Below are 25,577 nucleotides of genomic sequence, written 5' to 3' on the forward strand. Positions count from 1 at the left end.
GAGGTGTGGGGAATGACCGATACGCCGCCCTCCCCTGCCCTGCGCCTCCGCATCGTCCTTGGCGGCGCGGATTTCATCGGCCCCGGCAAGGCCGAACTGCTGGAGCGGATCGACCGCTGCGGGTCCATCGCCGCGGCCGGGCGCGAGATGGGGATGAGCTACAAGCGCGCCTGGCAGCTGATCGGCACGCTGAACGCGATGTTCCACGAGCCGCTGGTGGACAGCACCCGCGGCGGGCCGGGGGGCGGCGGCGCTGTGCTGACCGAGGCGGGGCGGCAGGTGCTTGCGCTCTATCGCGGGGTCGAGGCGGATGCGGCAGCGGCGGGCGCGGCGCGGCTGCAGGCGCTGCAGGCGCTGCTGCGGGATATTCCCGGCGGAAAATAACGCTTGCCTGAAACGCGGGCCTGCTGCGATATGTTTTGCGAACCATATCCTTTGGGAGTCCCCCATGCCCTTCATCCGCCGTCTTGCCCTTTGTGCCGCGCTGGCCTTTTGCGCCCTGCCCCTGCGGGCCGCGACGGAAGACGTGACCGTCTTCGCCGCCGCCAGCCTGACCGGCGCGCTGGACGCGGTGGCCGAGGCCTGGGCGGCGGAAACCGGGCACCGGGCGGTGCTGTCCTATGGCGGATCGTCGGCAATGGCGCGGCAGATCCAGCAGGGCGCGCCAGCGGACATCTTCATCGCGGCCAGCGCCGACTGGATGGACGCGGTGGCGACCTCGGGCGATGTGCAGGCGGACACGCGGCGCGACATTCTGGGCAACACACTGGTGCTGATCGCGCAGGGGCAGGCGGCGCCGGTGAAGGTTGATGCCAGCCTCGATCTGCCGGGGATGCTGGACGGCGGGCGCCTGGCGATGGCGCTGGTCGATGCGGTGCCCGCCGGGGTCTATGGCAAGCAGGCGCTGGTCTCGCTGGGGCTGTGGGACGGCGCGGCGCCGCTGGTGGCGCAGGCGGACAGCGTGCGCGGGGCGCTGGCCTTCGTCGCGCAGGGTGAGGCGCCGCTGGGGATCGTCTTTGCGACCGATGCGGCGGCAGAGGAGCGGGTGAGCGTCATCGGCACCTTCCCCGCGGGCAGCCATGCCCCGATCACCTACCCGGCAGCGCTGACCGCGCAGGCGACAAGCCCGGTGGCGGCGGAGTTTCTGGACTACCTGACCTCGGACCCGGCGCGCAGGATCTGGGCCGCCGCTGGCTTCAGCGCCCCTTGATGGAAGACTGGTCCAACTGGCTCGGCCCGGCCGAGTGGCAGGCGGTGCGGCTGAGCTTGCGCGTGTCGCTGGTGGCGACGCTGGCGAGCCTGCCGCTGGGGATCCTAGCCGCCTATGCGCTGGCGCGCTGGACGTTCTGGGGCAAGCCGCTGCTGAACGGGCTGGTGCATCTGCCGCTGATCCTGCCCCCCGTTGTCACCGGCTATCTGCTGCTTCTGACCTTCGGGCGGCGCGGCGCGGTGGGGGAATTTCTGGAACAGTTCGGCATCGTGCTGTCCTTCCGCTGGACCGGGGCGGCGCTGGCGGCGGCGGTGATGGCCTTTCCGCTGATGGTGCGGGCGATCCGACTGGCGCTGGAGGCGGTGGACCCGAAGCTGGAGGCGGCGGCGCGCACGCTTGGCGCCTCGCCCGCCTGGGTCTTCGCCACGGTCACGCTGCCACTGGCGTTGCCGGGCGTGGTGGCGGGGTCCATTCTTGCCTTCGCCAAGGCGATGGGGGAATTCGGGGCGACAATTACGTTTGTTTCGAACATCCCCGGTGAGACGCAGACCATCCCCTCGGCGATCTACGCCTTCCTGCAGGTGCCGGGCGGCGAGGCGGCGGCGGGGCGGCTGGTGATCGTGTCGGTCGCGCTGGCGATGGGGGCACTGCTGCTGTCCGAGTTGCTGGCGCGGCGGGTGGCACGGCGGGTGGCAGGCGCATGATTTCGGTTTCGGTGCAGCACCGCTTTGCAGGCTTCGATCTGGACGTGGCCTTTCAGGCCCCACCGGGGGTAACGGTGCTGTTCGGCCCCTCGGGCTCGGGCAAGACCACGCTGGTCAATGCGGTGGCCGGGCTGCTGCGCCCCGATGCCGGGCGGATCGCGGCAGGGGACTGGGTGCTGCTGGATACCGCCGCGCGGCGCTTCGTGCCGCCGCACCGGCGCCGGCTGGGATATGTGTTTCAGGAGGGGCGGCTGTTCCCGCATCTGACGGTGCGGCAGAACCTGCTCTATGGCCGCTGGTTCGCGCCGCGGGGGGCAGAGGCGCCGGGGCTGTCGCATGTGGTCGAGCTGCTCGGCCTTGGCGATCTGCTGGACCGCCGCCCCGGCGCGCTGTCGGGCGGGGAAAAGCAGCGCGTCGCCATTGGCCGGGCGCTGCTGGCCGCGCCGAAGCTGATCCTGGCGGATGAGCCGCTGGCGGCGCTGGACGAGGCGCGCAAGGCCGAGATCCTGCCGTATTTCGAGCGGCTGCGCGATGAGGTGTCAGTGCCGATCCTCTATGTCAGCCATTCCTCGGCCGAGGTGGCGCGGCTGGCGACGACGGTGGTGGCGCTGCGGGGGGGGCGGGTCACGGCCGTCGGCCCGCCCGGCCGCGTGCTGGGGGATGTGGCGGCGATGGGGGTGCGCGGCGCGGCCTCGGTGCTGGTGGCGCGGGTGGTGGCGCATCATGCCGACGGGCTGAGCGAGCTGGCGACGGAAGGCGGGCGACTGTGGCTGCCGCTTGTGGCCGATGCGCCGGGCAGCACGCTGCGGGTGCGGATCGCGGCGCAGGACGTGATCCTGTCGCGCGCCCGGCCCGAGGGGCTGTCGGCGCTGAATATCCTTGCGGGGACGATCACCGAGGTGAGGCCCGGCCATGGCCCCGGCGCGATGGTGGTGCTGGCGGTGGGGGAAGACCGGCTGCTGGCGCGGATCACCCTGCGCTCGGCCGAGGCGTTGGGGCTGGCCGCGGGGCAAACCTGCCACGCGATCCTCAAGACCGTGGCGGTCGCGCCCGAAGATGTCGGCACCGGCGCCCGCATGGCAGGTGACGCAGAGCGGACCTGACCGAATGGTCAGGTATGGATTCCCCGACTTCCCTTACGCAACGTCAGCCGCCAGAGTATCAAAGTTCCGTGAGTGGCGGCTTTGGCCGGGAACAGGGTACTTCGGTCCAGCCCGCAGATTTTCGCGGGGATCGCGGTCCCTCCGGGAAACCGGGCCGGTCTGCCCGGTCGTAGTCGATCTGGCAGACCGAACAGTTGCGCGCCCCGTCCTCATCCCCAACAGATGCGGCGCGTTACGGATGGCGGTGCGGGCCTTTGGGTCCGCGCCGCTTATTCATTTGCGGCCAAGTCACGGAATCGACGGTCGTTGCGCCCCTGCCCCGCAACCCGGACGCAAAGGCCGGACAGGTTTCCCTGCCCGGCCCTTGAGCTGGTCCCGCCCCCGAAGGCGCGGAAGGAGGGTCAGCCCTGAAGGGTCTTGGCGACCTCGGCCGCGAAGTCTTCCTTTTCCTTCTCGATGCCGTCGCCGACGACGATCCGGGCAAAGCCGGTCACCTCGACGCCCGCATCCTTGGCGGCCTGACCGACGGTCACGTCGGGGTTGATCACGAACTTCTGGCCCAGAAGGGTCACTTCCTCGAAGAACTTCGCCATGCGGCCGACGATCATCTTCTCGATCACCGCTTCGGGCTTGCCCGATTCCCGCGCCTGTTCGGACAGGACGGACTTTTCACGCTCGACCAGAACCGGGTCCAGATCGGCCTCGGACAGCGAGGCCGGGGCGGTGGCTGCGATGTGCATCGCGATCTGCTTGCCGATCACCTTGGCCTGATCAACCGGGCCCTTCAGCGCGACCAGCACGCCGATCTTGCCCATGCCCTCCGCAGCCGCGTTATGCACGTAGGAGACGACGGTTTCGCCTTCCAGCACATGCAGGCGGCGCAGGTTCATATTCTCGCCGATGCGGGCGATGGATTCGTTCAGGACCTCGTCCACGGTCTTGCCGTTCAGATGCGAGGCGCGCAGCACTTCGACGCTGTCGGCGGTTTCCAGGGCAACCTTGGTGATCTCGCGCACCAGGCTCTGGAAATCGGCGTTCTTGGCGACGAAGTCGGTTTCCGAGTTCAGCTCGATGGCGACGCCCTTGCCGGCCGAAACCGCAACACCCACGAGGCCCTCGGCCGCAACGCGGCCCGATTTCTTGGCGGCCTTCGCCAGGCCCTTGGTGCGCAGCCAATCCACCGCGGCGTCCATGTCGCCATCGGTTTCGGTCAGCGCTTTCTTGACGTCCATCATGCCTGCGCCGGTCGACTCGCGCAGTTCCTTCACCATCTGGGCGGTGATTGCCATGTCGGCTCTCCTCGTTTGATCATCGCGGCCGGGCAGGCCCGACCCTTTGCAGCGTTCAGGCGGGGAATATCCCCCGCCTGATGACGATTGCGTAACATCTGCCGGCGCGGCGGGCACGAAGCGAGGCTCGCGTGCCCGCCGGGGCAGAGATCAGGCGGTGGCGGGCTCTTCGACCAGCTCTTCGGCGGGGGCTTCGTCCAGCGAGCCCAGATCGACACCAGCGGCGCCCATCTGCGCGGTCATGCCGTCCAGCGCCGCGCGCGAGACCAGATCGCAATAGAGCGCGATGGCACGGGCCGCGTCATCGTTGCCCGGGATCACGTAGTCCACGCCCTTGGGCGAGCAGTTGGTGTCGACGATGGCGACGACCGGGATGCCCAGCTTCTGCGCTTCGAGGATCGCCAGCGATTCCTTGTTCACGTCGATGACGAACAGCAGGTCCGGCACGCCGCCCATGTCGCGGATCCCGCCGAGCGAGGCCTGCAGCTTGGCAAGTTCGCGGTCCATGTTCAGGCGCTCTTTCTTGGTGAGGCCCTCGGCGCCATGCGCCATGATCTCGTCGATCTGCTTGAGGCGCGCGATCGACTGGGAGACGGTCTTCCAGTTGGTCAGCGTGCCGCCGAGCCAGCGGTGGTTCATGTAGAACTGGGCCGACTTGTCCGCCGCTTCGGCAATGGCCTTGGAGGCCTGACGCTTGGTGCCGACGAACAGGATGCGGCCGCCCTTGGCCACGGTGTCGCGGATCACCTGCAGAGCTTGGTCCAGCATCGGGACGGTCTGGGTCAGGTCGAAGATGTGGATGCCGTTGCGGTCGCCATAGATGTATTCGGCCATCCGCGGGTTCCAGCGCTGGGTCTGGTGACCGTAGTGAACGCCAGCTTCAAGCAGCTGACGCATGGAGAATTCGGGAAGCGCCATGTCCATTTCCTTTTCCGGTTTGCGCCTGGGCAAGGTGATTTCAGGGTTTCCCCCAACCGGTGGACCTTTCGGGATGTCTCCCCGAAAAGGCCCGCACCAAGCCTGTGAAGTAGCGCGCCTTTAGGCCAGGCGGGGGCGGATGGCAAGGGAAAAGCTGTTCTGGCGCTCTTGGCCGGGGGCGGAAGCGGGGGCCAGCCCCCGCACCCCCGGGATATTTGCGCCAGCAAGAATGGGAAAGGGGCGCGGGATCTGGGGGGCGGGTTTTGGCTTGCGTGGGGGCGCGGGTTTGGGGAATAGGGCGGGCATGAGCGAGGCGCCAGACATGACACCAGACATCCTGTGCATCGGATCGGTCCTGTGGGACATCATCGGCCGCAGCCCGGCGCATATGGGTGCGGGCGCCGATGTGCCGGGGCGGATCACCCGCGTGCCGGGCGGCGTGGCGTTGAACATCGCCATGACGCTGGCGCGGTTCGGGCTGCGGCCGGGGCTGCTGTCGGCAGTGGGGCGCGATGCGGAAGGCAATGACCTCGTGGCCGCCTGCGCGGCGATGGGGCTGGGGACGGGGCATCTCTACCGTTCGGACGATCTGCCGACCGACCGCTATATGGCGATCGAGGGCGGCAACGGGCTGATCGCGGCGATTGCCGATGCCCATTCGCTGGAGGCGGCGGGGGCCAAGATCCTGCGGGCGCTGGAGGATGGGCGGCTGGGATCGGCGGCGGCGCCCTGGGCGGGGCCGGTGGCGCTGGACGGGAACCTGACGACGGGGCTGCTGGCCGAGATCGCCGGCTCGGCGCTGTTCGCGGCCGCCGATCTGCGCATTGCGCCGGCCAGCCCCGGCAAGGCCGAGCGGCTGCTGCCGCTGCTGGCGCATCCGCGGGCCACGATCTACGTGAACCTGGAAGAAGCCGGGCTGCTGTGCCAGCGCCGCTTTGCCGGGGCGGCCGAGGCGGCGGCGGGGCTGCTGGAGCGGGGCGCGCGGCGGGTGCTGGTCACCGATGGCGGCGGGCCCTGCGCGGATGGCTGCGCGGCGGCGGGCGGTGTGATCACCGCTGCGCCGCGGCCGGTGCTGGTCACCCGCGTCACCGGCGCGGGCGACACTTTCATGGCCGCCCATCTGGTGGCCGAATTGCGCGGCGCGGACCGGGGGGCGGCGCTGGCCGCCGCTCTGGATGCCGCCGCGAGCTACGTTTCTGGAGATATCGGAACATGACGAACCCTTCGCTTCCCCTCGCCCTCTCGGCCGAGGTGCGCGCCGCGCTGGAGGCCGGGCTGCCGGTCGTCGCGCTGGAATCGACGATCATCACCCACGGGATGCCTTATCCGCAGAACCTCGAGGCCGCCCGCGCGGTGGAGGCCGAGATCCGCGCCGCGGGCGCCACCCCGGCCACCATCGCGGTGATGGGCGGGCAGATCATGGTCGGTCTGGAGGATGCGGCGCTGGACGCGCTGGCGCAGACGCCGGGTGCCCTGAAGCTGAGCCGGGCCGATCTGGCGGCCTGCCTTGTCAGCGGCCGCACCGGAGCCACCACGGTGGCCGCGACGATGATCTGCGCCGAACTGGCGGGGATCGAGGTCTTTGCAACGGGCGGCATCGGCGGGGTGCACCGGGGGGCGGAGCTGTCCTTCGACATCTCGGCCGACCTGCGCGAGCTGGCGCATAGCCGCGTGACGGTGGTGGCCGCGGGGGCGAAGGCGATTCTGGACCTGCCGAAGACGCTGGAGGTGCTGGAGACGCTTGGCGTGCCGGTGATCGCGGTGGGGCAGGACGAGTTTCCCGCCTTCTGGTCGCGCGCCTCGGGCCTGCCGGCCCCGCTGCGCATGGACAGCGCCGCCGAGATCGCCGCCGCGCACCGGATGCGGGGGCTGATCGGCCTGCCGGGCGGGCAGCTGGTCGCCAACCCGGTGCCGGCCGGGGACGAGATCCCGCTGGCCGAGATCATGCCTGCGGTGGAGGTGGCGCTGGCCGAGGCCGCAGCGCAGGGAATCGCTGCCAAGGCGGTGACGCCCTTCCTGCTGGACCGGATCTTTGCGCTGACGGACGGGCGGTCGCTGACCGCAAATATCGCGCTGGTGCGCAACAATGCCCGGCTGGCGGCGGCAATCGCCATCGAACTCGCCAGCGCAGAAAAATGAGCGGCTTCGAGGCGCGGCGGAGGATTGTCGCGCCACGTTCCAGCCCCTAGGGTCTGGCGGTCAGCAGAGGACCGTCATGACCGAGCATCCGGAAGACCCCCACCCGCATACCAACCCGCTCAAGCCCTTGCCGCCGCGCAAGACCGGGCCGCTTTCGGCGCTGCGGGGCTCGTTCCTGACCGGCCTTGTGGTGGTGTTTCCCATCGGGCTGACGATCTGGCTGCTGTGGACAGTCACCGGCTGGATCGACGCCTTCGTGCTGCCGCTGGTGCCGCACCGCTTCCGGCCCGAGCAGTATATCGGCATCGACCTGCGCGGCGTGGGCGTGATCTTCTTCCTGCTGTTCACCGTAGTCGTCGGCTGGGTCGCCAAGGGCCTGATCGGCCGGTCGCTGCTGCGCTGGGGCGAGCATCTGGTGGACCGGATGCCGGTGATCCGCTCGGTCTATAGCGGGCTGAAGCAGATCGCCGAGACGGTGTTCGCCCAGTCCGAGGCGAGCTTCGACAAGGCCTGCCTGATCGAATATCCGCGCAAGGGGGTCTGGGCGATCGGGTTCGTGTCGACCATGGCGAGAGGCGAGATCGCCTCGCGCGCCTCGCTGGACGATCCGCTGGTGTCGGTGTTCCTGCCGACGACTCCGAACCCGACCTCGGGCTTCCTGCTCTATGTGCCGCAATCGCAGGTGACCTATCTCGACATGAGCGTCGAGGATGCGGCCAAGCTGATCATTTCGGCCGGGCTGGTCTATCCGGCGCCGAAGGACCCCGCGGCGCTGCCGCCACGCTGAAACCCGGCGGCGCTGCCGCCACGCTGAACCCCCGGCGGCGCTGCCGCCACACTGAAACCCGGCGGCGCTGCCGCCGCCACGCGGACGCCCTACCCGACGGCGGAAACATGCCCATTGGGGCCGATGGTTGCAAACCGGCTGCGGCCTCTTTGCAACGCCTTGCATCTTTACGCAGACATTTCCGTTGTGGCGGCCGAGGGGCGTGTTAGAATCAAAGCTGTCAATGTTCCGCGGGCGGAGGGTAGTCATCTGAGGTTTCAGGGCTTCTCGCTACCGTTCCGGACCGGACATGCTTGCGGGCCTGCGTTGGTCCTCTGCTGCCTGCACAGGCAGTGGCGGGGCGCCGTAGATCGAGAGTTGCCTGAAACCGTGCCCAAATGGGCCAAAATAAAGTCGGAGACTGACATGAAAACCTTCAAAGCCGCCATCCTCGCCTCGCTGATCGCCGCCCCGGCCTTTGCCGGCGGCTATGCCGAACCGGTCATGGAACCGATGATCCAGCCGGAAGTCATCGTCGAGGACACCTCGTCCTCGTCCGCTGGCATCATCGTTCCGATCCTGCTGCTGATCCTGGTCGCCGCCGTCGTTTCGGCCGACTGATCACGGCATTGCGCCCCGGGGCCGGCTTGCGCCGGTTCCGAGGCCCTGCCAGACGCCCGGGCCGCCTGCGCGCCCGGGCGTTTTCGTCTTGAGGGGGAACTCCCTCAGGCCAGCAGCGCCGCCAGATCGACGGTGCCCGCCTTGCCGATCTTGTCGCGCGCGCGTTCCATGAAGTCCTCGGCCGCCAATCGGCCTGCCGCCTTGAGATGCCTCAGCAGCGTCGGGGTCGGCACGATCTTGGTCGCCACGCTGAGGCTGCCCATCAGCTTGTCATCCGCGATCATGTGGACGCGCACGTCCTTCATGCTGCCCGGCTTCAGCTGCCCGCCGGCAAGCAGGCGTTTCACGAAAGCGATGGCGCGCAATTCGCGCAGCAGCGATGAGTTGAAGCTGATCTCGTTGACACGGTTGGCGATCTCGGCGGCGCTGTGGGGCAGTTCCTCGCGCAGCATGGGGTTGATGTTCACGATCACCACGTCATCGGGCAGGCTTGGCGCGAACAGCGGGAACAGCGCCGGGTTGCCGGCATAGCCGCCGTCCCAATAGGCCTCGCAGGTGCCGGTTGCCGGGTCCTCGATCTCGACAGCGCGGAACAGTGTCGGCAGGCAGGCCGAGGCCAGGATCACGTCGGTGCTGATTTCGGCATTGTTGAAGACCCGGATCTTGCCGGTGCGCACATTGGTGGCGCTGATGAAGATCAGCGGGCCTTCCTGCGCGCCGATCCGGTCATAGGCGAAGCGTTCGGCGACGCGGCGCAGCGGATTTTCCCAGAACGGCAGATCATAGGGGCTGACGGCGCTGGTCACCGCGTCGATCATCTTGAACGGCACCACCGCCTCGACCATCTTCGCGGTCATCGCCGGGCCGGGCATGAAGGCCATCAACCAATGCGCGAACGACAGGTCGGGAATCGCGCCCATCTGGCCCCAGAGCCAGTCGAGCTGATCCCGTGCCCCCGCCCGCCCCCCTGCGACCCAGCCGGATTTGAGCGCGGCGGCGTTCAGCGCCCCGGCCGAGCAGCCGGATATGGCGGCGATGTCGATGCTGTCTTCTTCCAGCAGCCGGTCGAGCACGCCCCAGGTGAAGGCGCCATGCGCGCCGCCGCCTTGCAGGGCAAGGTTGATGCGGCAGGGATCTGTTCCGCCGTTCACGGCGGGGGTGGCGAGGTCGGTTTCGGGGGCCTCGCCTTCGCCGGTCGTCACCAGCTCCTCGATGGCCGCCAGCGGGCCGGGTTCGTCGGCGAGGTCGGTTGCCTTGGGCTTCGCGGCGGCCTTGGGCTTCGCGGCCGCCTTGGGCTTGGCCAAAGCGTCGGCACTGGCAGGAGCGTTGGAGGCAGCGGCCCGCGGTTTGGGCGCGGGCTTTGGCCTCGGCGCGGGCTTATCAGCTGCCTTGGCATCGGGCACACTGGCAGCCGCCTTGGCCGCATCCGCGTCCCCTGCCCCGGCCCCGGCCTTCGGCCGCCGCACGATCTTGCGCGGCCCCGGCCGTGGATCGGCCTTGCCGCGCCCGCCGCCGGGTTTGCCGGGTCCCGTTCCTGCCATGATGCCTGCCTTTCGCTTTCACCTGCGGCGCGGGTCGGGGGCAGACCGCCCCGCACACCCCGCGCCCGCCGTCTTCATCCCCGCCCTGACAGGTAGCCCCGGTCAGAGCGCCGTCCAGCCCCCGTCGACGCTGATCGCGGTTCCGGTGATCTGTGCCGCATAGTCCGAGCACAGGAATACCACGGTACCGCCCATTTGTTCCACGGTCGCAAACGCGCGCGAGGGCTGGCGGTCCAGCATCACCTTCTTGATGACCTCTTCGCGGCTCATCGAATGGGTCTTCATCTGGTCGGGGATCTGCGATTCCACCAGCGGCGTCAGCACATAGCCGGGGCAGACCGAGTTGCAGGTGATCGGCTCTTCCGCCGTTTCCAGCGCCACCACCTTGCTGAAGCCGACGATGCCATGCTTGGCCGCCACATAGGCCGACTTGTAGGGCGAGGCGGTCAGCCCGTGGGCCGAAGCGATGTTGATGACCCGGCCCCAACCCGCCGCCCGCATCTTGGGCAGCGCCGCCGCGGTGGTGTGGAAGGCCGAGGTCAGGTTGATGGCGATGATCGCGTCCCATTTCGCGGTGGGGAATTCATCGACCGACGCGACATGCTGGATGCCGGCATTGTTCACCAGGATGTCGCAGGCCCCCGCCTGCTCGATCAGGGCGCGGCAATCGTCACCCTTCGACATGTCGGCGCAGATGTAGCGCGCGGTCACGCCGAATTCGGCCCCGATGCTGGCGGCCAGCGCGTGATCCTCGGCGCTGTCGGTGAAGGAGTTGAGGACGACATCCGCCCCGGCCCGCGCCAGTTCGCGCGCGATGCCAAGCCCGATGCCGGAGTTCGATCCGGTGATGACGGCGGTCTTGCCCGCCAGTGATGTGGTGATGCTCATGTGGGTCCCCCTGCAGCGTTGCAGCCGACCATATACCCGGCCGCTGCAACATCCAGCGCCGCGACATCGGGGCGCGGCGAAAACGCGCAAAAAAAACGCCCGCACAAGGCGGGCGTTAAGTCGTTGAGGCAGGTTTCATACAGGCAAGAAACCTATCGAGCAGTAGGGCCCTTATACGCCGATCAAACGCGCCGTCCAAGCTAAAAGTTTGAAAAGGCTGGGCCGGAAGGGTAGCGTCTGCCTCAGAAAAACCGCCACAGAAGGGATTGCCCCCGGCATGACACCGCAGAATTTCCGGGCCTCGCGCCGCTATCTTTGCCGCGCCCTCGCGCCTTTGTGTGTTGCGTTTTTTGCGCTCGCCGCGCCGCCGCAGGCGCTGGCAGAGCCGGTGCACGGCATAGCTATGTATGGCGACCCGGCCCTGCCACCCGATTTTGTGGCACTGCCCTATGCGAACCCGGACGCGCCCAAGGGCGGGCGCATCGTGATGGGCGAGCCGGGGGGATTCGATTCGCTCAATCCGTGGATCCTGATGGGCCGCGCGCCCTGGGGCATGGGGCTGCATGTGGCCGAGACGCTGATGGCCCGGTCCATCGACGAACCCTTCACCCTGTACGGTCTTCTGGCCGAATCGGTCGAGACGGATGAGGCGCGCAGTTTCGTCGAATACACCCTGCGCCCCGAGGCCCGTTTCTCGGATGGCAGCCCGGTGACGGTGGAGGATGTGATCTGGAGCTACGAGACCCTCGGCACCCAGGGCCACCCCCGCTACCGCACCGCCTGGGCCAAGGTCGCCAGCATCGGCTCCCCTGCCCCCGGCAAGGTGCGGATCGAGTTCACGGAACCCGACCGAGAGCTGGCGCTGCTGATGGGAATGCGCCCGGTGCTGAAGAAGGCGCAATGGGAGGGCAAGGACTTCGCCCAGTCGACGCTGGAGCCGCCGATCGGGTCGGGCGCCTATACCGTGGGCGCGTTCGAGGCGGGGCGTTCCATCAGCTTCGTGCGCAACCCCGACTGGTGGGGCAAGGATCTGCCAATTGCGCAGGGCCTCTATAACCTTGATGAGCTGCGCTATGAGTATTTCGCCGATCCCGGCATCATCTTCGAGGCGTTCAAGGCGGGCGATCTGTCGATCTGGCGCGAGACCAATGCCGCGCGCTGGCAGACGCAGTTCGACTTCCCCGCTGTCACCAGCGGCGAGGTGGTGAAGGCCGAGATCCCGCATCAGCGCCCCTCGGGCATCACCGGCCTCGTGTTCAACACCCGACGTCCGGTCTTTGCCGATTGGCGCGTGCGCGAGGCACTGACGCTGGCCTTCAACTTCGAGTTCATCAACCAGACGCTCAACCTCGGGACAGAGCCGCGCATCACCTCCTACTTCGCCAATTCGGCGCTGGCGATGCAGCCGGGCCCGGCGACGGGGCGGGTGGCAGAGCTGCTGGCACCCTTCGCGGACAGCCTGACCCCCGGCACGCTTGAGGGCTACGCCCCGCCGGAATCGGACGGTACCCTGCGCAACCGCGCCAACATGCGCCAGGCGATGGCGTTGCTGGAGGAGGCGGGCTGGACCGCCGAGGGCGGCACCCTGCGCGATGCCAGCGGCGCGCCCTTCGAGTTCGAGATCCTGCTGGCGCAGGGCGCGGCCGAGACGGGACAGGTGGTGGACATCTATGTGCAGGCGCTGCGGCAGCTGGGGATCACGCCGCGCATCGCCACGGTGGATGCGGCGCAATATGTGCAGCGCACGAACAATTTCGACTTCGACATGGCCTGGATGCTGCGCGCCCTGTCGCTGAGCCCGGGCAACGAACAGCGGCTCTACTGGGGCGCGGCGGGCGTGGCTCAGCCGGGCAGCCGCAACTGGATGGGCATGGCCTCGCCCGCCGCCGATGCGATGATCGACGCGATGCTGACGGCGAGTGACCCCGAGGAGCTGACCGCCGCCGCGCAGGCGCTGGACCGGGTCCTGACGGCGGGACGCTGGGTGATCCCCGTCTGGTATTCCAAGGCCACCCGGCTTGCCCATTCGAGCGATCTTCACTATCCCGCAAGGCTGCCGCTATATGGCGACTGGCCGGGCTTTGCGCCCGATGTCTGGTGGCATGAGGAGTAGGATATGAAACGCATCGCATTGCTGGCCCTGCTGATGGCCGGACTTGCCGGCTGCAACACCGTGGCCGGGCTTGGGGAAGACGTCTCGGGCAGCGCCCGCACCGTGCAGGGAATGATGTAGGCTCCCTCCCGCTCGGCCGCTGACGAAAAGTTCTGTGCAGCGGCCCGGAACCGGCGCAGACTGGCATGGGTTGATCGCCCGCAAGCAGGAGGCAGGCGCATGAAATGGCATCACGTTCAGGAAAATTGGCCCGCGTTTTTCGACGCCATCACCGACCGCTGGCCGAAGGCGGATGAGAGCGATCTGGAGGATATCGACGGCGACCAGCGCGCCTTCATCGTCTACATCGCCGAGTTGACCGCGCAGGAGACCGCCGAGGCCGCGCAGGAGATCCGCGACTGGCTGACCGGAGAACTGCCGTCGGATGTGGTGATGGACCCGCGCCACGATGACCATTCCATCTCGCTGTCGAAGAAGTTCATGCCCGAGGGCGAGGACGAGTTCGACGACGATGCCCGGTTTGGTGACGACACCAACGAGGATCGCTGAGGGGGATGACCTTCGCCACGGCGAGGGATTCGGACAGGATCCTTCGGGCGGGACGTGCAGTCTGGGTGCCGCTGGCAATGAGAGACCGTGTGAGGCCAGCGCCCGACCTGGCGCCCGCCAAGGGCGGGGCGGGCGCTGGCCGGGCCCTTGGCGGGCCCGTCCGGTGCGGGATGATACGGCACTGTGTGGCGAAGGCGATGGCCTTCGCCAAGACATTGGGCGCCGGAATCCGTTCGATTTCGTGCCGCCCGCCTGATTGCAACCGCAGACCCTACCCACCCCCTTGACCTTCCCTGCCCGCCACGCCTGACTGCCCTCGAACAAGGCGGCAGAGGCGCGGCACAGATGCAGGCATCACCCTTCGGCAAATTCGTAGCCGCCAGCGGCCTGACCAACCTTGCCGACGGGGTGGCGACGGTGGCCTGGGCCTGGCTCGCCTCGCTGCTGACCCGCGATCCGCTGCTGGTGGCGGTGGTGCCGGTGGCGCTGCGGTTGCCGTGGTTCGTGTTCGCCATCCCCGCCGGGCTGGTGGCCGACCGGGTCGACCGCCGCAGGCTGATCCTTGGCATGGACGCGCTCCGCGCGCTGGCCTTCCTCATCGCCGCCGCCGCGCTCTGGGCCGCGCTGCCGCTGGCCGAGGCACCCGCGAAGGGCGTCTCCGACCCCGGCCTTTTTGTGCTGATCCTTGGCGCCGCGCTGCTGGTTGGCATCGCCGAGGTGTTCCGTGACAATGCCGCCCAGACCATGCTGCCGGCGCTGGTGCCGCATGACCGGCTGGAGCGCGCCAATGGCCGCCTGTGGAGCGTGGAACTGGCGGGCAACGCCCTGATCGGCCCGGCGCTTGGGGCGATGCTGATCGCGCTGGCGCTGCCGCTGCCCTTCCTTGCCAATGCCGCCGCCTATGCGTTGGCCATCGTGCTGGTCGCGCGCCTCGCCGGCAGGTTCCGGCCCGAACCCACCGGCCCCCGCGACTGGCGGCGCGAGCTGCGCGAGGGGTTTGCCTTCCTTGCCGGCGCGCCGTTGCTGCGCAGCCTCGCCTGGATCACCGGCTTCTGGAACCTGCTGTTCCAGATGGTGATGATCGCACTGGTGCTGCATGTGCAGGAGAATCTCGGCCTCGGCGCGCCGGCCTATGGGCTGATCCTCGCGGCGGGCGCTGTCGGCGGTATCGCCGGCGGGTTCTGGGGCGAGGCGATCATCGCCCGGCTGGGGGCCAGGCGCACGGCACAATGGATGCTGGCCTGCACAGCGCCCTCGTTCCTCGCCATCGCGCTGGCGCCGGGGGCGCTGACGCTGGCGGTGGTGCTGGCGGTGTTCGAGTTCACGGGGCTGGTCTGGAACACCGTCTCCGTCTCCTACCGCCAGCGGATGATCCCCGACCGCCTGCTCGGCCGCGTCAACAGCCTCTACCGGCTGCTGGCCTGGGGGATGATGCCGGTGGGGCTGATCGCCTCGGGCCTGATCGCGCGGGCCGCAGGCGCGGTGATGCCGCGCGAGGTGGCGCTGGTCATGCCCTTCCTGGCCGCCGCGCTTGGGGCCGCAGCCTTGGGCGTGATCGGCTGGCGCGCCCTGGGCCGGGGCTTCGGGCAAGGCTAGCGCGGCAGCACCAGTTCCGCCTTCAGCCCGCCGAGCCGCGCGCTTTCCCCCAGCCGCAGGGTGCCGCCATGGCTGCGCGCCACATCGGCGGCAATCGCCAGCCCCAGCCCGACGCCCGAGCCGCTGTCCTGATTGCGCGCAGGGTCCAGCCGCGAGAACGGCCGCATCGCCTCTTCCCGCCGGTCCCGCGGGATGCCCGGCCCGTCATCCTCGACCGAGATCACCAGTGCCCGGTCGGTCAGCAGCCCGCCGACCTCGGCCCGGCGGCCATAGCGCACGGCATTGCCGATCAGGTTCTCCACCGCCCGGCTGATCGCAGAGGTGCGCAGCGGCATCTGTCCCGCGCCCTCGAACAGGCCCTCGCTCACCGGCTGGCCCGCCCGCGCCGCGCGGCCTGCGATGTCGCGCAGCAGCTCCAGCGGATCTTGCAGTTCCGGCTCGCTTTCCAGCGCATCGCCCCGTGCGAAGGCGAGGAAGGCATCGATCAGCGCCTGCATCTCCTCGATGTCGCGCGACATCGCCTTGGTGTCCTCATCCTCGGGCATCATCGCAAGGCTCAGCTTCAGCCGGGTCAGCGGCGTGCGCAGGTCATGGCTGACGCCAGAGAGCATCAGCGTGCGCTGCTCGATCTGTCGCTCGATCCGGGCCCGCATGTCCAGAAAGGCGCTGCCGGCGGATCGCACCTCGACGGCGCCCGAGGGACGGTAGGGCACCATCCGCCCGCGCCCGAACGCCTCGGCCGCCAGCGCCAGCCGCCGGATCGGGCGCAGCTGGTTGCGCAGGAACAGGAAGGCGACGCCGGTCATCAACAGGCTGGTGAAGGCGGTCAGCACCAGCAGTTGATGCGGGTTCGAGGCGGCCACCCGGCGCCGGTCGAACTCCACCCCCAGCAGCCCGTGCCGGGTCTCGATCGCCACCTGCACGGCGCGCGAGGCGGTCAGGTCCACGCCGCGGACCCCCGGCACCTCGTCCCGCAGCGTGCCGATCACGGTGCGCCCCGACAGATCGCTGAGCGCGAGGTTGTCGACAAGCGGCCCCTCGGCCGGCAGCGAGGTGGTCACCCCGGCGGGCGCGGCCAGCGCCGCCGCCGTCTGCCGCGCCGCCTCGGCATCGGGCGCCGCCTCCACCGCCTCGACCAGCGCATCGAGGCCAGCGGCAAGGCTGCGCGTCATCTGGCGTGTCACATCCTCGTAAAGCCGCTGGGTCACCGTCACCGACACCACAAGCTGCAGCGCGACGATCGGCACGACCAGGATCAGCGCCGCCCGGGCATAAAGGCTGCGCGGCACGAAGCGGCGGATCGGGCCGGTCGGCGGCAGATGGGTTTGCGGCTGCGGGCCGGGTTGTGTATCGCTGGACATGGCAGCAGCCTAGCGGCGCGGGGGGGGAACGGAAAGATGGCAGATCCCTTGATAGCCGGACAGGTGCGGCAGGTGGCGCCGGGCCTGCGGCAGGTGCTGGCCCCCAACCCCTCGCCGATGACGCTGCACGGCACCAATACCTGGATCGTCGGAGAGGGCCGCGTGGCGGTGATCGACCCCGGCCCCGCCCTGCCCGCGCATCTGGCCGCGATCCTGGCCGCGCTTGGCCCCGGAGAGACGGTCAGCCATATCCTTGTGACCCATGCCCATCTCGACCACTCCCCCCTCGCCCGCCCACTGGCCGAGGTGACCGGCGCGCCGGTGCTGGCCTATGGCGATGCGCTGGCCGGGCGCTCGCCGGTGATGGCGCGGCTGGCGGCCTCGGGGGAGGGCGGCGGCGGCGAGGGCGTCGATGCCGGTTTTGCGCCCGATGCGGTTCTGGCAGATGGGGCCGAGGTCGTGGGCGACGGCTGGCAGATGACCGCGCTGCACACGCCCGGCCATTTCGGCAACCACCTGAGCTTCGTCTGGGGGGAGCGCCTTTTCACCGGCGATCAGGTGATGGGCTGGTCCTCCTCGCTGATCTCGCCCCCCGATGGCGATGTCGCGCAGTACATGGCCTCGCTGGACCGGCTTGCGGCAGCCCAAGCGCAGGTCGCCCATTCCGGCCACGGCCCCGATATCCCGGATCCCTCCGCCCGCATCGCCGAGCTTGCCGCCCATCGCCGCCAGCGCGAGGCCGAGGTGCTGGCCGCCCTGACCGGCGCCCCCGCCGATGCCCCCACGCTGGCGGCGCGGATCTACACCGCCACGCCCCCCGCCCTGCTGGGCGCCGCCGCCCGCAACGTGCTGGCACATCTGATCGATCTTTCGGAGCGCGGACTGCTCGCGCCGCAGGGTGTATTAAGCGCCGAGGCGGTGTTCGAGCGCGGGTGAGACGGAGGGCGGGTGTGTCGGGCGGTGTGTCGGGCATCCGATCCTTCCCGAAATGGATCGCGGGCGATGGCCGGCCAGAGGGAACAAGGACCGTCAGATCGGGTGCAGCCGCGGTCGGCCGTGACCTCCCAGCCCCCCTGCCCCGAACCGACCGGCACCCGGCTCCAGCCTCCCCCGCACCCGATGCTCCGCCGACGCAAGAATGTCACGAAACCCTCTGGACACCCCCCCACCACGCGGCTATATCCGCCCCGTGTTCCGGCGTAGCTCAGCGGTAGAGCAGTTGACTGTTAATCAATTGGTCGTAGGTTCGATCCCTACCGCCGGAGCCAAAACTTCCGCAAGTCGTTGAAGTTGCTACGATTTTCTTGATCTTGCTCCGATGTGTCACACAGAGGTGTCACACATCCCCGGCCGGATCCGAGAGCCTTCCCGCGCACCCTGCGAGGTCGGCCATGGGCGTTCATCTTCATCTCTTCCGGCGCGGCGCTGTCTATCAGTGGCGGCGCAGGCTTCCGGCGCAATCCACAGAAACCTGCATCCTGCAACTTTCTTTGCGGACCACCGACCCGCAACAGGCGCGTATACTCGCCCGCAGATTGACTGCAGAGAGCGACCGTATGCTGGACTCCATCCGCCAAGAGACCCTTAGCCCCGCCGACGCCAGCAAGTGGCTGCGCCATGTCGTGACCGAAGAAATGGCGCGCATCCGCAAGGACCGGGCGCTCATCTTCGCGGATGGCGGCGCCGATGCGCAGGCCGACTGGGCGGCGGCCACCGCATGGCGCATGCTGGCGACGCGCGGAGTGAATGCAGAGCTTGAAGACGAGGATCGCGCTGAGCTTGCTGCCGAGGGGCGCAGTCCTGCCGAAATCAACCAGCTCGACATCACGCTCAATATGCTCGGCCAGGACGTTCGCAGCGAGCCCCGGATCCGGCGGATGGCCCGCGCGTTCCGCGAGATGACGGGGCGCGAGGAGCACCTGCCCGCCTCGATGCTGCTCATGCTGCGCAAGCTGTTCGTCGAGGGCCGTGCGGCAGCCTGGGAGCAGATGCCGGCGGATCAGGGGATCGAGATCGCGTCCGAACTTGCCGCGCTTCTGGCGAAAGACCTGCTGCGCCACGAGCGCGAGGTCTTCCTCACTCCGCTCGACAGCCGCGATGGCATGAGGATGGCGGCGGTGCCCATCGAACAGCTGATGGGGGCGGCACCAGCGGAACCAGCCGCCCCTGCCCCACAAGCAGCACATGTCACCCCAGCAGAGGACGTATCGGTGCCCGCACCAGAGGTCCACCGTCCGGCGCAGGTCCTTCCTCCTGTCGCCGACGAACCTGTCTTCGACGCGAGCATCCCGGCCGTCATCGAACGCCTGATCCTCCAGAAGTCGCGCAATGGCATCTCGTCGGTTACCCAACAGCAATACCGCTCTTTCGGAGCCCTGTTCGGGATGATCACCGGTCTGACCGACGTCCGTGGCATTCGGAAGCAGCATGTCTCGCGGTTCCGGGATGTCCTGCAACAGATGCCGAAAAGCTGGGGCAAGAGCCCGAAGGATGCACATGCCACTCTCCCGGAGATGCTGGCGAGAGCGAAGACGCTCCCCCCTGATCAGGTCGGCCTCGCTCCGGGAACCATCAATCGGCACCTGGACCACCTCGCCCAGTTGCTCTCCCACGCGGATGATGACGGCATCCCGGTTGATGAGAAGGTGAAGCCCGCCAAGCTCCGCGTGAAGGAAGAAAAACGCGACCGCGACAAGCGGGCCACCTTCCGCCAGCCGGAGCTCGAGGCGCTGTTCCGGCACACCATCTGGCAGGGGTGCGAGTCTATCCGATTCAGAAACGATCCGGGCGAGCGTGTCTTGAAGGATGGCCTCTACTGGGTGCCCATTCTTGCAGCTTACACGGGCGCCCGCCGAGAGGAACTGGCGGCTCTGGTGGTCGGCGACGTCCAGGTCGAAGAGGGCATCACCTTCCTGAACATCGTGGAGAACGACAACCGGGGGGTGAAGAATTTCTCATCGGTGCGCCGCGTTCCTATTCATGACCGCCTGATCGAGCTCGGTTTCCTCAAGCACGTCGAGAAGGCCCGGAAGGGAAAAGACCTGTTCCCCGAACTCCGGCCGAACAACCACAGCAAGGCCGACCGCAAGAAGAAATATGGCGACACCTTCAACTATGCGTTCAGAAAGGCCCTGCGCCTGTCCCTCGAGGGGAACCCGCGCAAGCTGTGTCTGCACTCAATGCGGCACTACGCCCGCGATCAGCTGGCACTCGACATCTCGGTTCCGGACAAGGTGCGTTACGACCTGATCGGCCACGAACTGGATGATGTCGACAGCAAGACCTATGGGGAGGCAAGCCCGCTGAAGTCGCTGCAAGAAGCGGTGAACAAGCTGCCCGTGGTGATCTGATCGTCCCTGCGAACGCGAAGATCTTCATCTGCAATGACATTTCCGAGCCGCCGGTTTTCGATTTTCGGAGCCATGGGTGATCCTGAACATCAAGGCCCCTCCGGCCCCGGTGCGATTGCTTCGGGCGGGGAAAGTTCAGGATTATCCAGAGACAGGAACGGACATGGCACGACCCAGAAAGGCAAAGGACGACCTGGCCGTTCGGAAGGAAGTTTACGCGACTGCTGGCGAGTGGGCGGAAATCGCAGCTGCCGCTGGGAGCGCGGGCCTGAGCATCTCGCAATACCTCATGGCGCGGCACCGGACGGGCGCGGTCGCGGCACCGACTCCTGGTCCGGAGCGGCTGCTGGCGGTCGCGCGGCTGCAGGCTGAGGTCGAAGCCCTGGCAGCGAATGTCGTGCAGATGCCGGCCGCGCCGATCCTCCTGGCGCGGCTGGTGAGGCTTGAGGAAACGCTGACGGCGATCGCGCGGGAGACGGCTGCATGATCACCTCCTGGGCGCCGCTGAGCGACAGTCAGTCACCGGGTGGCGCGACTGCGATGGCCGAGTATCTGGACTCATCGCAGGTGCGGAAGCGCATCTCCGGATCCTATGTCGACCTCGCCCGGGATCCCGCGCCAGAGCGTCTGCTGGGCCAGCCCGACCTGGTGGCAGCGGTGATCGACAGGGTGCCGTTCAAGAAATCTTTCCAGCTCGTGACCCTCTCCTTCGCGGCAACCGACATTCCGGTCCCCGAGTTCAACGCCGGCACTGGTGGTCACCGCGAGCGTGCCGGCCAGATCCTGCGCCTGTTCCTTGAGACGGCCGCCCCCGGCATTCCGCCGGACCTTCGCTCCCCGGTCTTCGTGAACACGCACACCCACACGGGGCGCCTGGAGGTCAACATCCTGCTACCGGGTATGGCACTGCGCCCGTGCGGCCAGGTCATGGCTTTCAATCCTAACCCTCCCGGCCGGGCCGGGAGGCGCCGCTGGGACGCCTTCACCGACACGGTCAATAGCCACTTCGGCTATGCGGATCCGCGCGGGATCGATCACGCGCGTCTGGTCGGCTATCCGGACCGCCACCTCAAGCTCGCCGCCGAGGCACGCCGCCATCGGGCGCGCGAGACTCATGAGGATGCCTCGGCGATCGTTTCGGAAGCGCTCCTGCTTTACGACTGCGATGGGGTCGACAAACGGGAGGATCTGCTCTCGGCACTGCTCCCCACTATTCTGGAACGCGGCCTCGATGTCGTCGACATCGCCGATAACGGTGTGACCTTCGCGCGGTCCGGAGCCCCCCGCTTCGAGCTGAGAGGCCATCTCTTCTCCGCTGGTTTCGATCCCGGCAATCCGCTCAACGACCTCACGGAAGCCCGTGACCTCCGCGCCGATGAGTTGGCGACAGCGCCGGACCGCCTGCGGGGCGAGGTCGAGCTCTGCGCGGCCTTCAACCGAACGCGCTATCGCTGCGACCACCCCCTGCCCGACCCACGCGACATCCTGCGCGGCCCGCCACTTCCGCTGCCGCCACGCCACCAGGGCCGGCCTGATGGGAAAGCGATGACGCCCGTGCTGTCGCGCCTCATGGCGGTGATCGTCGCCGTCCTGAACCATGCGCGCGACGCCCTCCAGCGCCCCCACATCCTGCGCGCCATTCAGGCTGCAGACTTTCGCCCCTTCACCAAACTTCGCCGCCAAATGGAGATCCTCAATGACCGACACGAGACTGCCGCCCGACATCAGCGAACTGCTCGTCATCACACGGACGCTCGCGGGGCTGATCGACCCCTTGCAGATGATCCTCGCCATGGAACAGGCGCCGGGGATCGGGGATCGGCTGGACATCCTGATCTCCGACCTGGGCGCGATCCGCGACCAGATGCAAAGGGCCGCGGACATCATGGAGCAGGCCCTGTCGCGGCGCGAGACGGATCGGGAGCGGGAGGCCCGGATGGAGGACGCGATGACCGCGATGCGCCGGGATATCACCCTGCTGAAGGAGTGGTTCGCCGCGCCCCTTCCGGAAGCCGAGCCGACGTCTTGATCCGGCTGCGCCGCGCGGCGCTGGTGATGCCGGAGCACCCTTCGCTCGAGCTGCGCGGAACGAGGGACGGCGGTATCCGCGCCACGGGTGTCGGGTTCCGCGCGACCGTCGGCGGCGACCTGGCCCACGAGATCCAGACTGGCGATGAGGAGGCAGCGGCAAGGCTCTCCGCCGTTCTGGCTGCCGCCAACCTCGCACCGCCCCCGGAGGAAGGCCATGAGATGGGGTTCGGGTTTGGCTAGCCGTCTGCAGCGCAATGGTCACCTATGCATTGCCGCAACCTGGCCTGCCGAAGTCACATGAAGCTGAAGATCCGGGGCTGACCCACTGCTGGTGGCAGAACGTCCAAGGGAAGTGCTGCCTTCTGGGGCGGGACATGCCGTGTGACAACGATAGACGCGCTCAGGTCGCCCTCATCATCGGGCACCAGTGCCCGCGCCATCGTCGCCAAGTCCTCGGCCCCCTGCACCAGCGCCGGGCGAACCTGCGCCACGATCTCGGCAGGGATCGCCGCCAGCCGCCGCGCCAGCTTGGCCGATTGCCGCATCAGGTCATCGGACATCTCACACCACCCAGGCGTGGTGCGCTTGCAGAAGGTCATGCACACCGAAGGGGATCAGGTAGGGGTTGCCGCCCGTGGTCGCAGCCTCGCGGGCCTCATACCAGAAGGCGGCGAGCATCAGCACCGCCTGCCGGATCGCCGCCGGGGCCGGGTCAGGGATCTCACCGCCGATATAGCTGGACGCATAGGCTTCGGCAGCGTCGATCTTCTGCGCCAGAAGCGTGTCGTCGTCTTCGGACTCAAGGTTGAGCTGCACTCGCAGCTCGGGAACGGTAATCGCAACAGGCATGAAATGAACTCGCTAAAATCAATATATGTGATGATAGCATGGGTTATTCATAAGGAAAAGTTATATTCATCCTATCTTATGCGAACCTCCCCCCGCCGGTCCAGAAGAAGGGGCGGAAGTTGAAAGGTAGCCCCCCACTCGCTCGGCTGCGCCCGAGACGAAGGGGGTTGCATTACCCTACGGATACGTAACGATTAGCTACTTGATTCCAATGAGAGATTCGCATGTCTGACACCCTTGCAAAGATCAAGCAGCGGGCTGCGGAAGAGTATCCTAACGATTACTCCATGCAGGCCTATGAGATTGACCAACAGATTGAAGCTCTAAATAAGCTCTCAGGCTACTTGGAACAGTTTGGCGAAGACAACGAAATTGCTAATACCTGCATCACCAAGGCCATGTCAGACTGGCCGGAAAATTACTCGATGCAGCTCTATGAGTTCGAGGGCCAACTTAATGCGGCTAATGAGTTCTTCCCTTATGAAAACACACAGATACCCAAAAGCGTTCTCGATTCCGTAAAGGCGCGGGTATTCCAAGAGTGGCCTGGTGATTAGGTGTTTGATCCCATGGTTTGATGGTGCGATCCTTTCGTCAGAATGGAAGGAAGCACTATGGGACAAGTTCGTCACGGGAGCGCCACGACCACGCACGCCGTCAGAGCAGCAATACAGCGATCGCAAGCTTCGCTCGCGCAGTTGAGCCGGGAACTCGGCATCAATCCGAAGACGGTGGCGAAGTGGCGGAAGCGGGCCACGGTCGAGGATATGAAGACCGGGCCGACGGAACCGCGTTCGACGGTTTTGACCGAAGCCGAGGAGGCCGCAATCGTCGCGTTCCGGCGCCACACGCTCCTGCCGCTGGACGACTGCCTCTATGCCCTGCAGCCGTCTATCCCGCATTTGACGCGATCAGCGCTACATCGCTGCCTGCAACGGCACGGCATCTCACGGCTGCCGGATGTCGAGGGCGACAAGCCCACGCGCCAGAAGTTCAAGCGCTACCCCATCGGGTTCTTCCACATCGACATCGCCGAGGTGCAGACGGCTGAAGGAAAGCTCTATCTCTTTGTGGGCATTGACCGCACATCCAAGTTCGCCATCGCTCAACTCGTTGCAACGGCGGACAGAAAGACGGCCTGGGAGTTCCTGCAGCACATGCTCGAAGCCGTGCCCTATCAGGTCCACACCATTCTCACTGACAATGGCATCCAGTTCGCAGAGCAGCCCCGGAACCGCAACACCATCTATTCCCGGCCGATGCGCTTCGACATGATCTGCGAAGCCAATGGCATCGAGCACCGGCTGACCAAGCCCAACCACCCATGGACGAACGGGCAGGTCGAGCGGATGAACAGAACGATCAAGGACGCGACCGTCAAGCGATACCACTACGACAGCCATGACCAACTTCGCACCCACCTTGCGGACTTCCTGGCAGCCTACAACTTCGCCCGCCGCCTCAAGACGCTCGGAGGCCTCACGCCCTACGAATACATCTGCAAAATCTGGACATCAGAGCCAGATCGATTCATCTTCGACCCGATCCACCAGATGCCGGGACTGAACACCTAGGGTATGCTTGGTGAGCAACGCGAAATCCATATTTAGACTTGGGAACAAGCGACTCAACTACCGTGAGCGGATGGAAGCTGGAATAATCTGCGTCGGATAAGGCTTTGACTATTAGATCCTTCTTTGCAGTGTAGAATTTTATTTCGAATGGGAAGGGAAAGATGTCCGTGTCGCCGTGATCAATAATATGCTGCAACGCATACTCAACGATATCTTTCGACAGCTTCACATTTGCCTCCCAAATGGCTCAAACAGATTCTCTTGCAGCCCAAGGTATCCGTCCGCCCCACAACTGCAACGTGTTTGATGTTGTGCTGAAACTTGCGGAGTGTGTGCGCCAAAAATCACATGGGACCTGCACACCAGCTAAGCAGCCCTATTCCGCCTGCGCTCGCTCGCCAGCTCTTCAGGCGCAGGTGCCTTGGCGATCATTACCCGCATCCGGTCGATCACCGCCTGCATGTCCAGCCCGGCGAGGTTGCAGACCATAGACAGGTCACGGCTCGACTGCGTCAGGTAGTCGCGGGCCTCCTTGCAGAGGATGATCTTCGTTGCACGCTTCTGGACGTGGCGGGGGCCGAACAGAGCGTCTTCCACCGCGCGCAGCAGCACCTCTTGCCACAGCTCCTTCGCAGGGCTTACGCCGGGCTGGTCATACATCGGCGGCCCGTTCCAGCCGCTGCTTCACGCTGGCACCCCAGACTTCGGACGGGGGCCAGTGCAGCCAGCTTGTCGCCCGGCTGAACAGTTCGGTGAAGAACTGCGCTAACGGCATCGGATCGGCGGCGGGTTCGGAAGCGGGTGCCTCGCCCTGCGCTGGTGCAAGGATCGAAACCAGGAGGGCGAGGCAGGCCGCCTGCGCGTTGTGGGCGAAGGTCGCAAGCGGATGGGTGGCGGCGAAGGTCAGAAGCCGTTCGGCCTCTGGCCGATCCGTGGCGCTGGCCCGGATCACCGCATGAAGGGCAGTCAGCTTCT

The 25,577-nt window shown here is 67.2% G+C and carries 27 protein-coding genes and 1 tRNA gene; 19 read left to right on the top strand and 9 right to left on the bottom strand.

What is annotated here, in order from left to right:
* The first annotated feature begins 12 nt into the window (after positions 1–12).
* From GVY41_RS13800 to modC, 4 genes are all read left to right on the top strand, one after another.
* Positions 13–384, top strand: a complete 372-nt coding sequence (locus tag GVY41_RS13800; protein WP_161347485.1) for a winged helix-turn-helix domain-containing protein — start codon at positions 13–15, stop codon at positions 382–384.
* 64 nt (positions 385–448) lie between these two features.
* Positions 449–1,210 carry a molybdate ABC transporter substrate-binding protein gene (gene modA / locus GVY41_RS13805; RefSeq protein ID WP_161347487.1) on the top strand — a complete coding sequence of 254 codons (762 nt, stop codon included), beginning with the start codon at positions 449–451 and terminating at the stop codon, positions 1,208–1,210.
* The gene (gene modB, locus GVY41_RS13810) at positions 1,210–1,914 is read left to right on the top strand and encodes a molybdate ABC transporter permease subunit (RefSeq protein ID WP_161347489.1); all 705 of its coding nucleotides are present in this window, start codon (positions 1,210–1,212) and stop codon (positions 1,912–1,914) included. Before modA ends, modB begins: the two co-directional genes overlap by 1 nt.
* The gene (gene modC, locus GVY41_RS13815) at positions 1,911–3,017 is read left to right on the top strand and encodes a molybdenum ABC transporter ATP-binding protein (protein WP_161347491.1); all 1,107 of its coding nucleotides are present in this window, start codon (positions 1,911–1,913) and stop codon (positions 3,015–3,017) included. Before modB ends, modC begins: the two co-directional genes overlap by 4 nt.
* Before the next feature lie 401 nt (positions 3,018–3,418).
* On the opposite strand, the gene tsf is transcribed toward modC, so the two are convergent.
* Together tsf and rpsB are read right to left on the bottom strand one after the other, a co-directional pair.
* A complete protein-coding gene (gene tsf / locus GVY41_RS13820; RefSeq protein ID WP_161347493.1) occupies positions 3,419–4,306 on the bottom strand; it encodes a translation elongation factor Ts in 888 nt (295 codons plus the stop codon).
* A gap of 150 nt (positions 4,307–4,456) precedes the next feature.
* Positions 4,457–5,230, bottom strand: coding sequence for a 30S ribosomal protein S2 (gene rpsB / locus GVY41_RS13825; protein ID WP_161347495.1), 774 nt, complete (start codon positions 5,228–5,230; stop codon positions 4,457–4,459).
* Positions 5,231–5,546: 316 nt separating this feature from the next.
* Between rpsB and GVY41_RS13830 the strand changes: the two genes are divergently transcribed.
* From GVY41_RS13830 to GVY41_RS13845, 4 genes are all read left to right on the top strand, one after another.
* On the top strand, positions 5,547–6,440 hold the full coding sequence (locus tag GVY41_RS13830) for a PfkB family carbohydrate kinase (protein ID WP_161347497.1): 894 nt from the start codon (positions 5,547–5,549) through the stop codon (positions 6,438–6,440).
* Positions 6,437–7,363, top strand: coding sequence for a pseudouridine-5'-phosphate glycosidase (locus GVY41_RS13835; protein ID WP_161347499.1), 927 nt, complete (start codon positions 6,437–6,439; stop codon positions 7,361–7,363). Before GVY41_RS13830 ends, GVY41_RS13835 begins: the two co-directional genes overlap by 4 nt.
* Before the next feature lie 76 nt (positions 7,364–7,439).
* A complete protein-coding gene (locus tag GVY41_RS13840; RefSeq protein WP_161347501.1) occupies positions 7,440–8,150 on the top strand; it encodes a DUF502 domain-containing protein in 711 nt (236 codons plus the stop codon).
* Positions 8,151–8,555: 405 nt separating this feature from the next.
* Positions 8,556–8,750 carry a hypothetical protein gene (locus GVY41_RS13845; RefSeq protein WP_161347503.1) on the top strand — a complete coding sequence of 65 codons (195 nt, stop codon included), beginning with the start codon at positions 8,556–8,558 and terminating at the stop codon, positions 8,748–8,750.
* Between the two features lie 104 nt (positions 8,751–8,854).
* Here the strand turns inward: GVY41_RS13845 and GVY41_RS13850 are convergent, their stop codons facing one another.
* Together GVY41_RS13850 and GVY41_RS13855 are read right to left on the bottom strand one after the other, a co-directional pair.
* The gene (locus tag GVY41_RS13850; protein ID WP_229726062.1) at positions 8,855–9,901 is read right to left on the bottom strand and encodes a patatin-like phospholipase family protein; all 1,047 of its coding nucleotides are present in this window, start codon (positions 9,899–9,901) and stop codon (positions 8,855–8,857) included.
* A 492-nt stretch (positions 9,902–10,393) separates the two neighbouring features.
* Entirely contained in the window at positions 10,394–11,179 is a 786-nt protein-coding gene (locus GVY41_RS13855) for a 3-hydroxybutyrate dehydrogenase (RefSeq protein WP_161347507.1), read from the bottom strand.
* A gap of 277 nt (positions 11,180–11,456) precedes the next feature.
* Here GVY41_RS13855 and GVY41_RS13860 point away from each other — a divergent pair, with 277 nt between their 5' ends.
* From GVY41_RS13860 to GVY41_RS13875, 4 genes are all read left to right on the top strand, one after another.
* Entirely contained in the window at positions 11,457–13,292 is a 1,836-nt protein-coding gene (locus GVY41_RS13860) for an extracellular solute-binding protein (protein WP_161347509.1), read from the top strand.
* Positions 13,293–13,295: 3 nt separating this feature from the next.
* Positions 13,296–13,412, top strand: coding sequence for a lipoprotein (locus tag GVY41_RS13865; protein WP_161347511.1), 117 nt, complete (start codon positions 13,296–13,298; stop codon positions 13,410–13,412).
* 99 nt (positions 13,413–13,511) lie between these two features.
* Entirely contained in the window at positions 13,512–13,841 is a 330-nt protein-coding gene (locus tag GVY41_RS13870) for a hypothetical protein (protein ID WP_161347513.1), read from the top strand.
* 345 nt (positions 13,842–14,186) lie between these two features.
* Positions 14,187–15,437 carry an MFS transporter gene (locus GVY41_RS13875; RefSeq protein ID WP_161347515.1) on the top strand — a complete coding sequence of 417 codons (1,251 nt, stop codon included), beginning with the start codon at positions 14,187–14,189 and terminating at the stop codon, positions 15,435–15,437.
* Here the strand turns inward: GVY41_RS13875 and GVY41_RS13880 are convergent.
* Entirely contained in the window at positions 15,434–16,798 is a 1,365-nt protein-coding gene (locus tag GVY41_RS13880) for an ATP-binding protein (protein WP_161347517.1), read from the bottom strand. The two genes, GVY41_RS13875 and GVY41_RS13880, sit on opposite strands and share 4 nt — an antisense overlap.
* A gap of 36 nt (positions 16,799–16,834) precedes the next feature.
* On the opposite strand from GVY41_RS13880, the gene GVY41_RS13885 reads away from it, so the two are divergent.
* The 5 genes from GVY41_RS13885 to GVY41_RS13905 all read left to right on the top strand — a co-directional run bounded on the left by GVY41_RS13885 (position 16,835) and on the right by GVY41_RS13905 (position 22,419).
* Complete coding sequence (locus tag GVY41_RS13885; protein ID WP_161347519.1) at positions 16,835–17,734, top strand: MBL fold metallo-hydrolase; 900 nt, start codon at positions 16,835–16,837, stop codon at positions 17,732–17,734.
* A 257-nt stretch (positions 17,735–17,991) separates the two neighbouring features.
* Positions 17,992–18,066, top strand: a tRNA-Asn gene (locus GVY41_RS13890).
* Positions 18,067–18,189: 123 nt separating this feature from the next.
* Positions 18,190–20,148, top strand: a complete 1,959-nt coding sequence (locus GVY41_RS13895) for a site-specific integrase (RefSeq protein ID WP_237422104.1) — start codon at positions 18,190–18,192, stop codon at positions 20,146–20,148.
* Positions 20,149–20,224: 76 nt separating this feature from the next.
* Positions 20,225–20,635, top strand: coding sequence for a hypothetical protein (locus tag GVY41_RS13900; RefSeq protein WP_161347523.1), 411 nt, complete (start codon positions 20,225–20,227; stop codon positions 20,633–20,635).
* Entirely contained in the window at positions 20,632–22,419 is a 1,788-nt protein-coding gene (locus GVY41_RS13905; protein ID WP_161656908.1) for a hypothetical protein, read from the top strand. The genes GVY41_RS13900 and GVY41_RS13905 overlap by 4 nt, the downstream gene beginning before the upstream one ends.
* Positions 22,420–22,472: 53 nt before the next feature.
* On the opposite strand, the gene GVY41_RS13910 is transcribed toward GVY41_RS13905, so the two are convergent.
* Positions 22,473–22,739, bottom strand: a complete 267-nt coding sequence (locus GVY41_RS13910) for an HK97 gp10 family phage protein (protein ID WP_161347533.1) — start codon at positions 22,737–22,739, stop codon at positions 22,473–22,475.
* Position 22,740: 1 nt separating this feature from the next.
* Positions 22,741–23,028, bottom strand: coding sequence for a head-tail connector protein (locus GVY41_RS13915; RefSeq protein WP_161347535.1), 288 nt, complete (start codon positions 23,026–23,028; stop codon positions 22,741–22,743).
* Between the two features lie 224 nt (positions 23,029–23,252).
* Between GVY41_RS13915 and GVY41_RS13920 the strand changes: the two genes are divergently transcribed.
* Positions 23,253–23,585 carry a hypothetical protein gene (locus tag GVY41_RS13920; RefSeq protein WP_161347537.1) on the top strand — a complete coding sequence of 111 codons (333 nt, stop codon included), beginning with the start codon at positions 23,253–23,255 and terminating at the stop codon, positions 23,583–23,585.
* Between the two features lie 57 nt (positions 23,586–23,642).
* Positions 23,643–24,602 carry an IS481 family transposase gene (locus GVY41_RS13925; RefSeq protein ID WP_161656909.1) on the top strand — a complete coding sequence of 320 codons (960 nt, stop codon included), beginning with the start codon at positions 23,643–23,645 and terminating at the stop codon, positions 24,600–24,602.
* Positions 24,603–24,968: 366 nt separating this feature from the next.
* Here the strand turns inward: GVY41_RS13925 and GVY41_RS13930 are convergent, their stop codons facing one another.
* Positions 24,969–25,262 (bottom strand): hypothetical protein, encoded by a 294-nt coding sequence (locus tag GVY41_RS13930; RefSeq protein ID WP_161348667.1) that lies wholly within the window; start codon positions 25,260–25,262, stop codon positions 24,969–24,971.
* On the bottom strand, positions 25,255–25,554 hold the full coding sequence (locus tag GVY41_RS13935; protein ID WP_161348668.1) for a hypothetical protein: 300 nt from the start codon (positions 25,552–25,554) through the stop codon (positions 25,255–25,257). The genes GVY41_RS13930 and GVY41_RS13935 overlap by 8 nt, the downstream gene beginning before the upstream one ends.
* Positions 25,555–25,577 lie beyond the last annotated feature (23 nt).

This window comes from Frigidibacter albus, assembly GCF_009908165.1.
Taxonomy (GTDB): Bacteria; Pseudomonadota; Alphaproteobacteria; order Rhodobacterales; family Rhodobacteraceae; genus Frigidibacter; species Frigidibacter albus.

Bases quoted from the DNA above. Each gene is read 5' to 3' on its own strand.
- GVY41_RS13800 (WP_161347485.1), top strand. From the start codon at position 13: ATGACCGATACGCCGCCCTCCCCTGCCCTGCGCCTCCGCATCGTCCTT.
- modA (WP_161347487.1), top strand. From the start codon at position 449: ATGCCCTTCATCCGCCGTCTTGCCCTTTGTGCCGCGCTGGCCTTTTGC.
- modB (WP_161347489.1), top strand. From the start codon at position 1,210: ATGGAAGACTGGTCCAACTGGCTCGGCCCGGCCGAGTGGCAGGCGGTG.
- modC (WP_161347491.1), top strand. From the start codon at position 1,911: ATGATTTCGGTTTCGGTGCAGCACCGCTTTGCAGGCTTCGATCTGGAC.
- tsf (WP_161347493.1), bottom strand. From the start codon at position 4,306: ATGGCAATCACCGCCCAGATGGTGAAGGAACTGCGCGAGTCGACCGGC.
- rpsB (WP_161347495.1), bottom strand. From the start codon at position 5,230: ATGGACATGGCGCTTCCCGAATTCTCCATGCGTCAGCTGCTTGAAGCT.
- GVY41_RS13830 (WP_161347497.1), top strand. From the start codon at position 5,547: ATGACACCAGACATCCTGTGCATCGGATCGGTCCTGTGGGACATCATC.
- GVY41_RS13835 (WP_161347499.1), top strand. From the start codon at position 6,437: ATGACGAACCCTTCGCTTCCCCTCGCCCTCTCGGCCGAGGTGCGCGCC.
- GVY41_RS13840 (WP_161347501.1), top strand. From the start codon at position 7,440: ATGACCGAGCATCCGGAAGACCCCCACCCGCATACCAACCCGCTCAAG.
- GVY41_RS13845 (WP_161347503.1), top strand. From the start codon at position 8,556: ATGAAAACCTTCAAAGCCGCCATCCTCGCCTCGCTGATCGCCGCCCCG.
- GVY41_RS13855 (WP_161347507.1), bottom strand. From the start codon at position 11,179: ATGAGCATCACCACATCACTGGCGGGCAAGACCGCCGTCATCACCGGA.
- GVY41_RS13860 (WP_161347509.1), top strand. From the start codon at position 11,457: ATGACACCGCAGAATTTCCGGGCCTCGCGCCGCTATCTTTGCCGCGCC.
- GVY41_RS13865 (WP_161347511.1), top strand. From the start codon at position 13,296: ATGAAACGCATCGCATTGCTGGCCCTGCTGATGGCCGGACTTGCCGGC.
- GVY41_RS13870 (WP_161347513.1), top strand. From the start codon at position 13,512: ATGAAATGGCATCACGTTCAGGAAAATTGGCCCGCGTTTTTCGACGCC.
- GVY41_RS13875 (WP_161347515.1), top strand. From the start codon at position 14,187: ATGCAGGCATCACCCTTCGGCAAATTCGTAGCCGCCAGCGGCCTGACC.
- GVY41_RS13880 (WP_161347517.1), bottom strand. From the start codon at position 16,798: ATGTCCAGCGATACACAACCCGGCCCGCAGCCGCAAACCCATCTGCCG.
- GVY41_RS13885 (WP_161347519.1), top strand. From the start codon at position 16,835: ATGGCAGATCCCTTGATAGCCGGACAGGTGCGGCAGGTGGCGCCGGGC.
- GVY41_RS13895 (WP_237422104.1), top strand. From the start codon at position 18,190: ATGGGCGTTCATCTTCATCTCTTCCGGCGCGGCGCTGTCTATCAGTGG.
- GVY41_RS13905 (WP_161656908.1), top strand. From the start codon at position 20,632: ATGATCACCTCCTGGGCGCCGCTGAGCGACAGTCAGTCACCGGGTGGC.
- GVY41_RS13910 (WP_161347533.1), bottom strand. From the start codon at position 22,739: ATGTCCGATGACCTGATGCGGCAATCGGCCAAGCTGGCGCGGCGGCTG.
- GVY41_RS13915 (WP_161347535.1), bottom strand. From the start codon at position 23,028: ATGCCTGTTGCGATTACCGTTCCCGAGCTGCGAGTGCAGCTCAACCTT.
- GVY41_RS13920 (WP_161347537.1), top strand. From the start codon at position 23,253: ATGTCTGACACCCTTGCAAAGATCAAGCAGCGGGCTGCGGAAGAGTAT.
- GVY41_RS13925 (WP_161656909.1), top strand. From the start codon at position 23,643: ATGGGACAAGTTCGTCACGGGAGCGCCACGACCACGCACGCCGTCAGA.
- GVY41_RS13930 (WP_161348667.1), bottom strand. From the start codon at position 25,262: ATGTATGACCAGCCCGGCGTAAGCCCTGCGAAGGAGCTGTGGCAAGAG.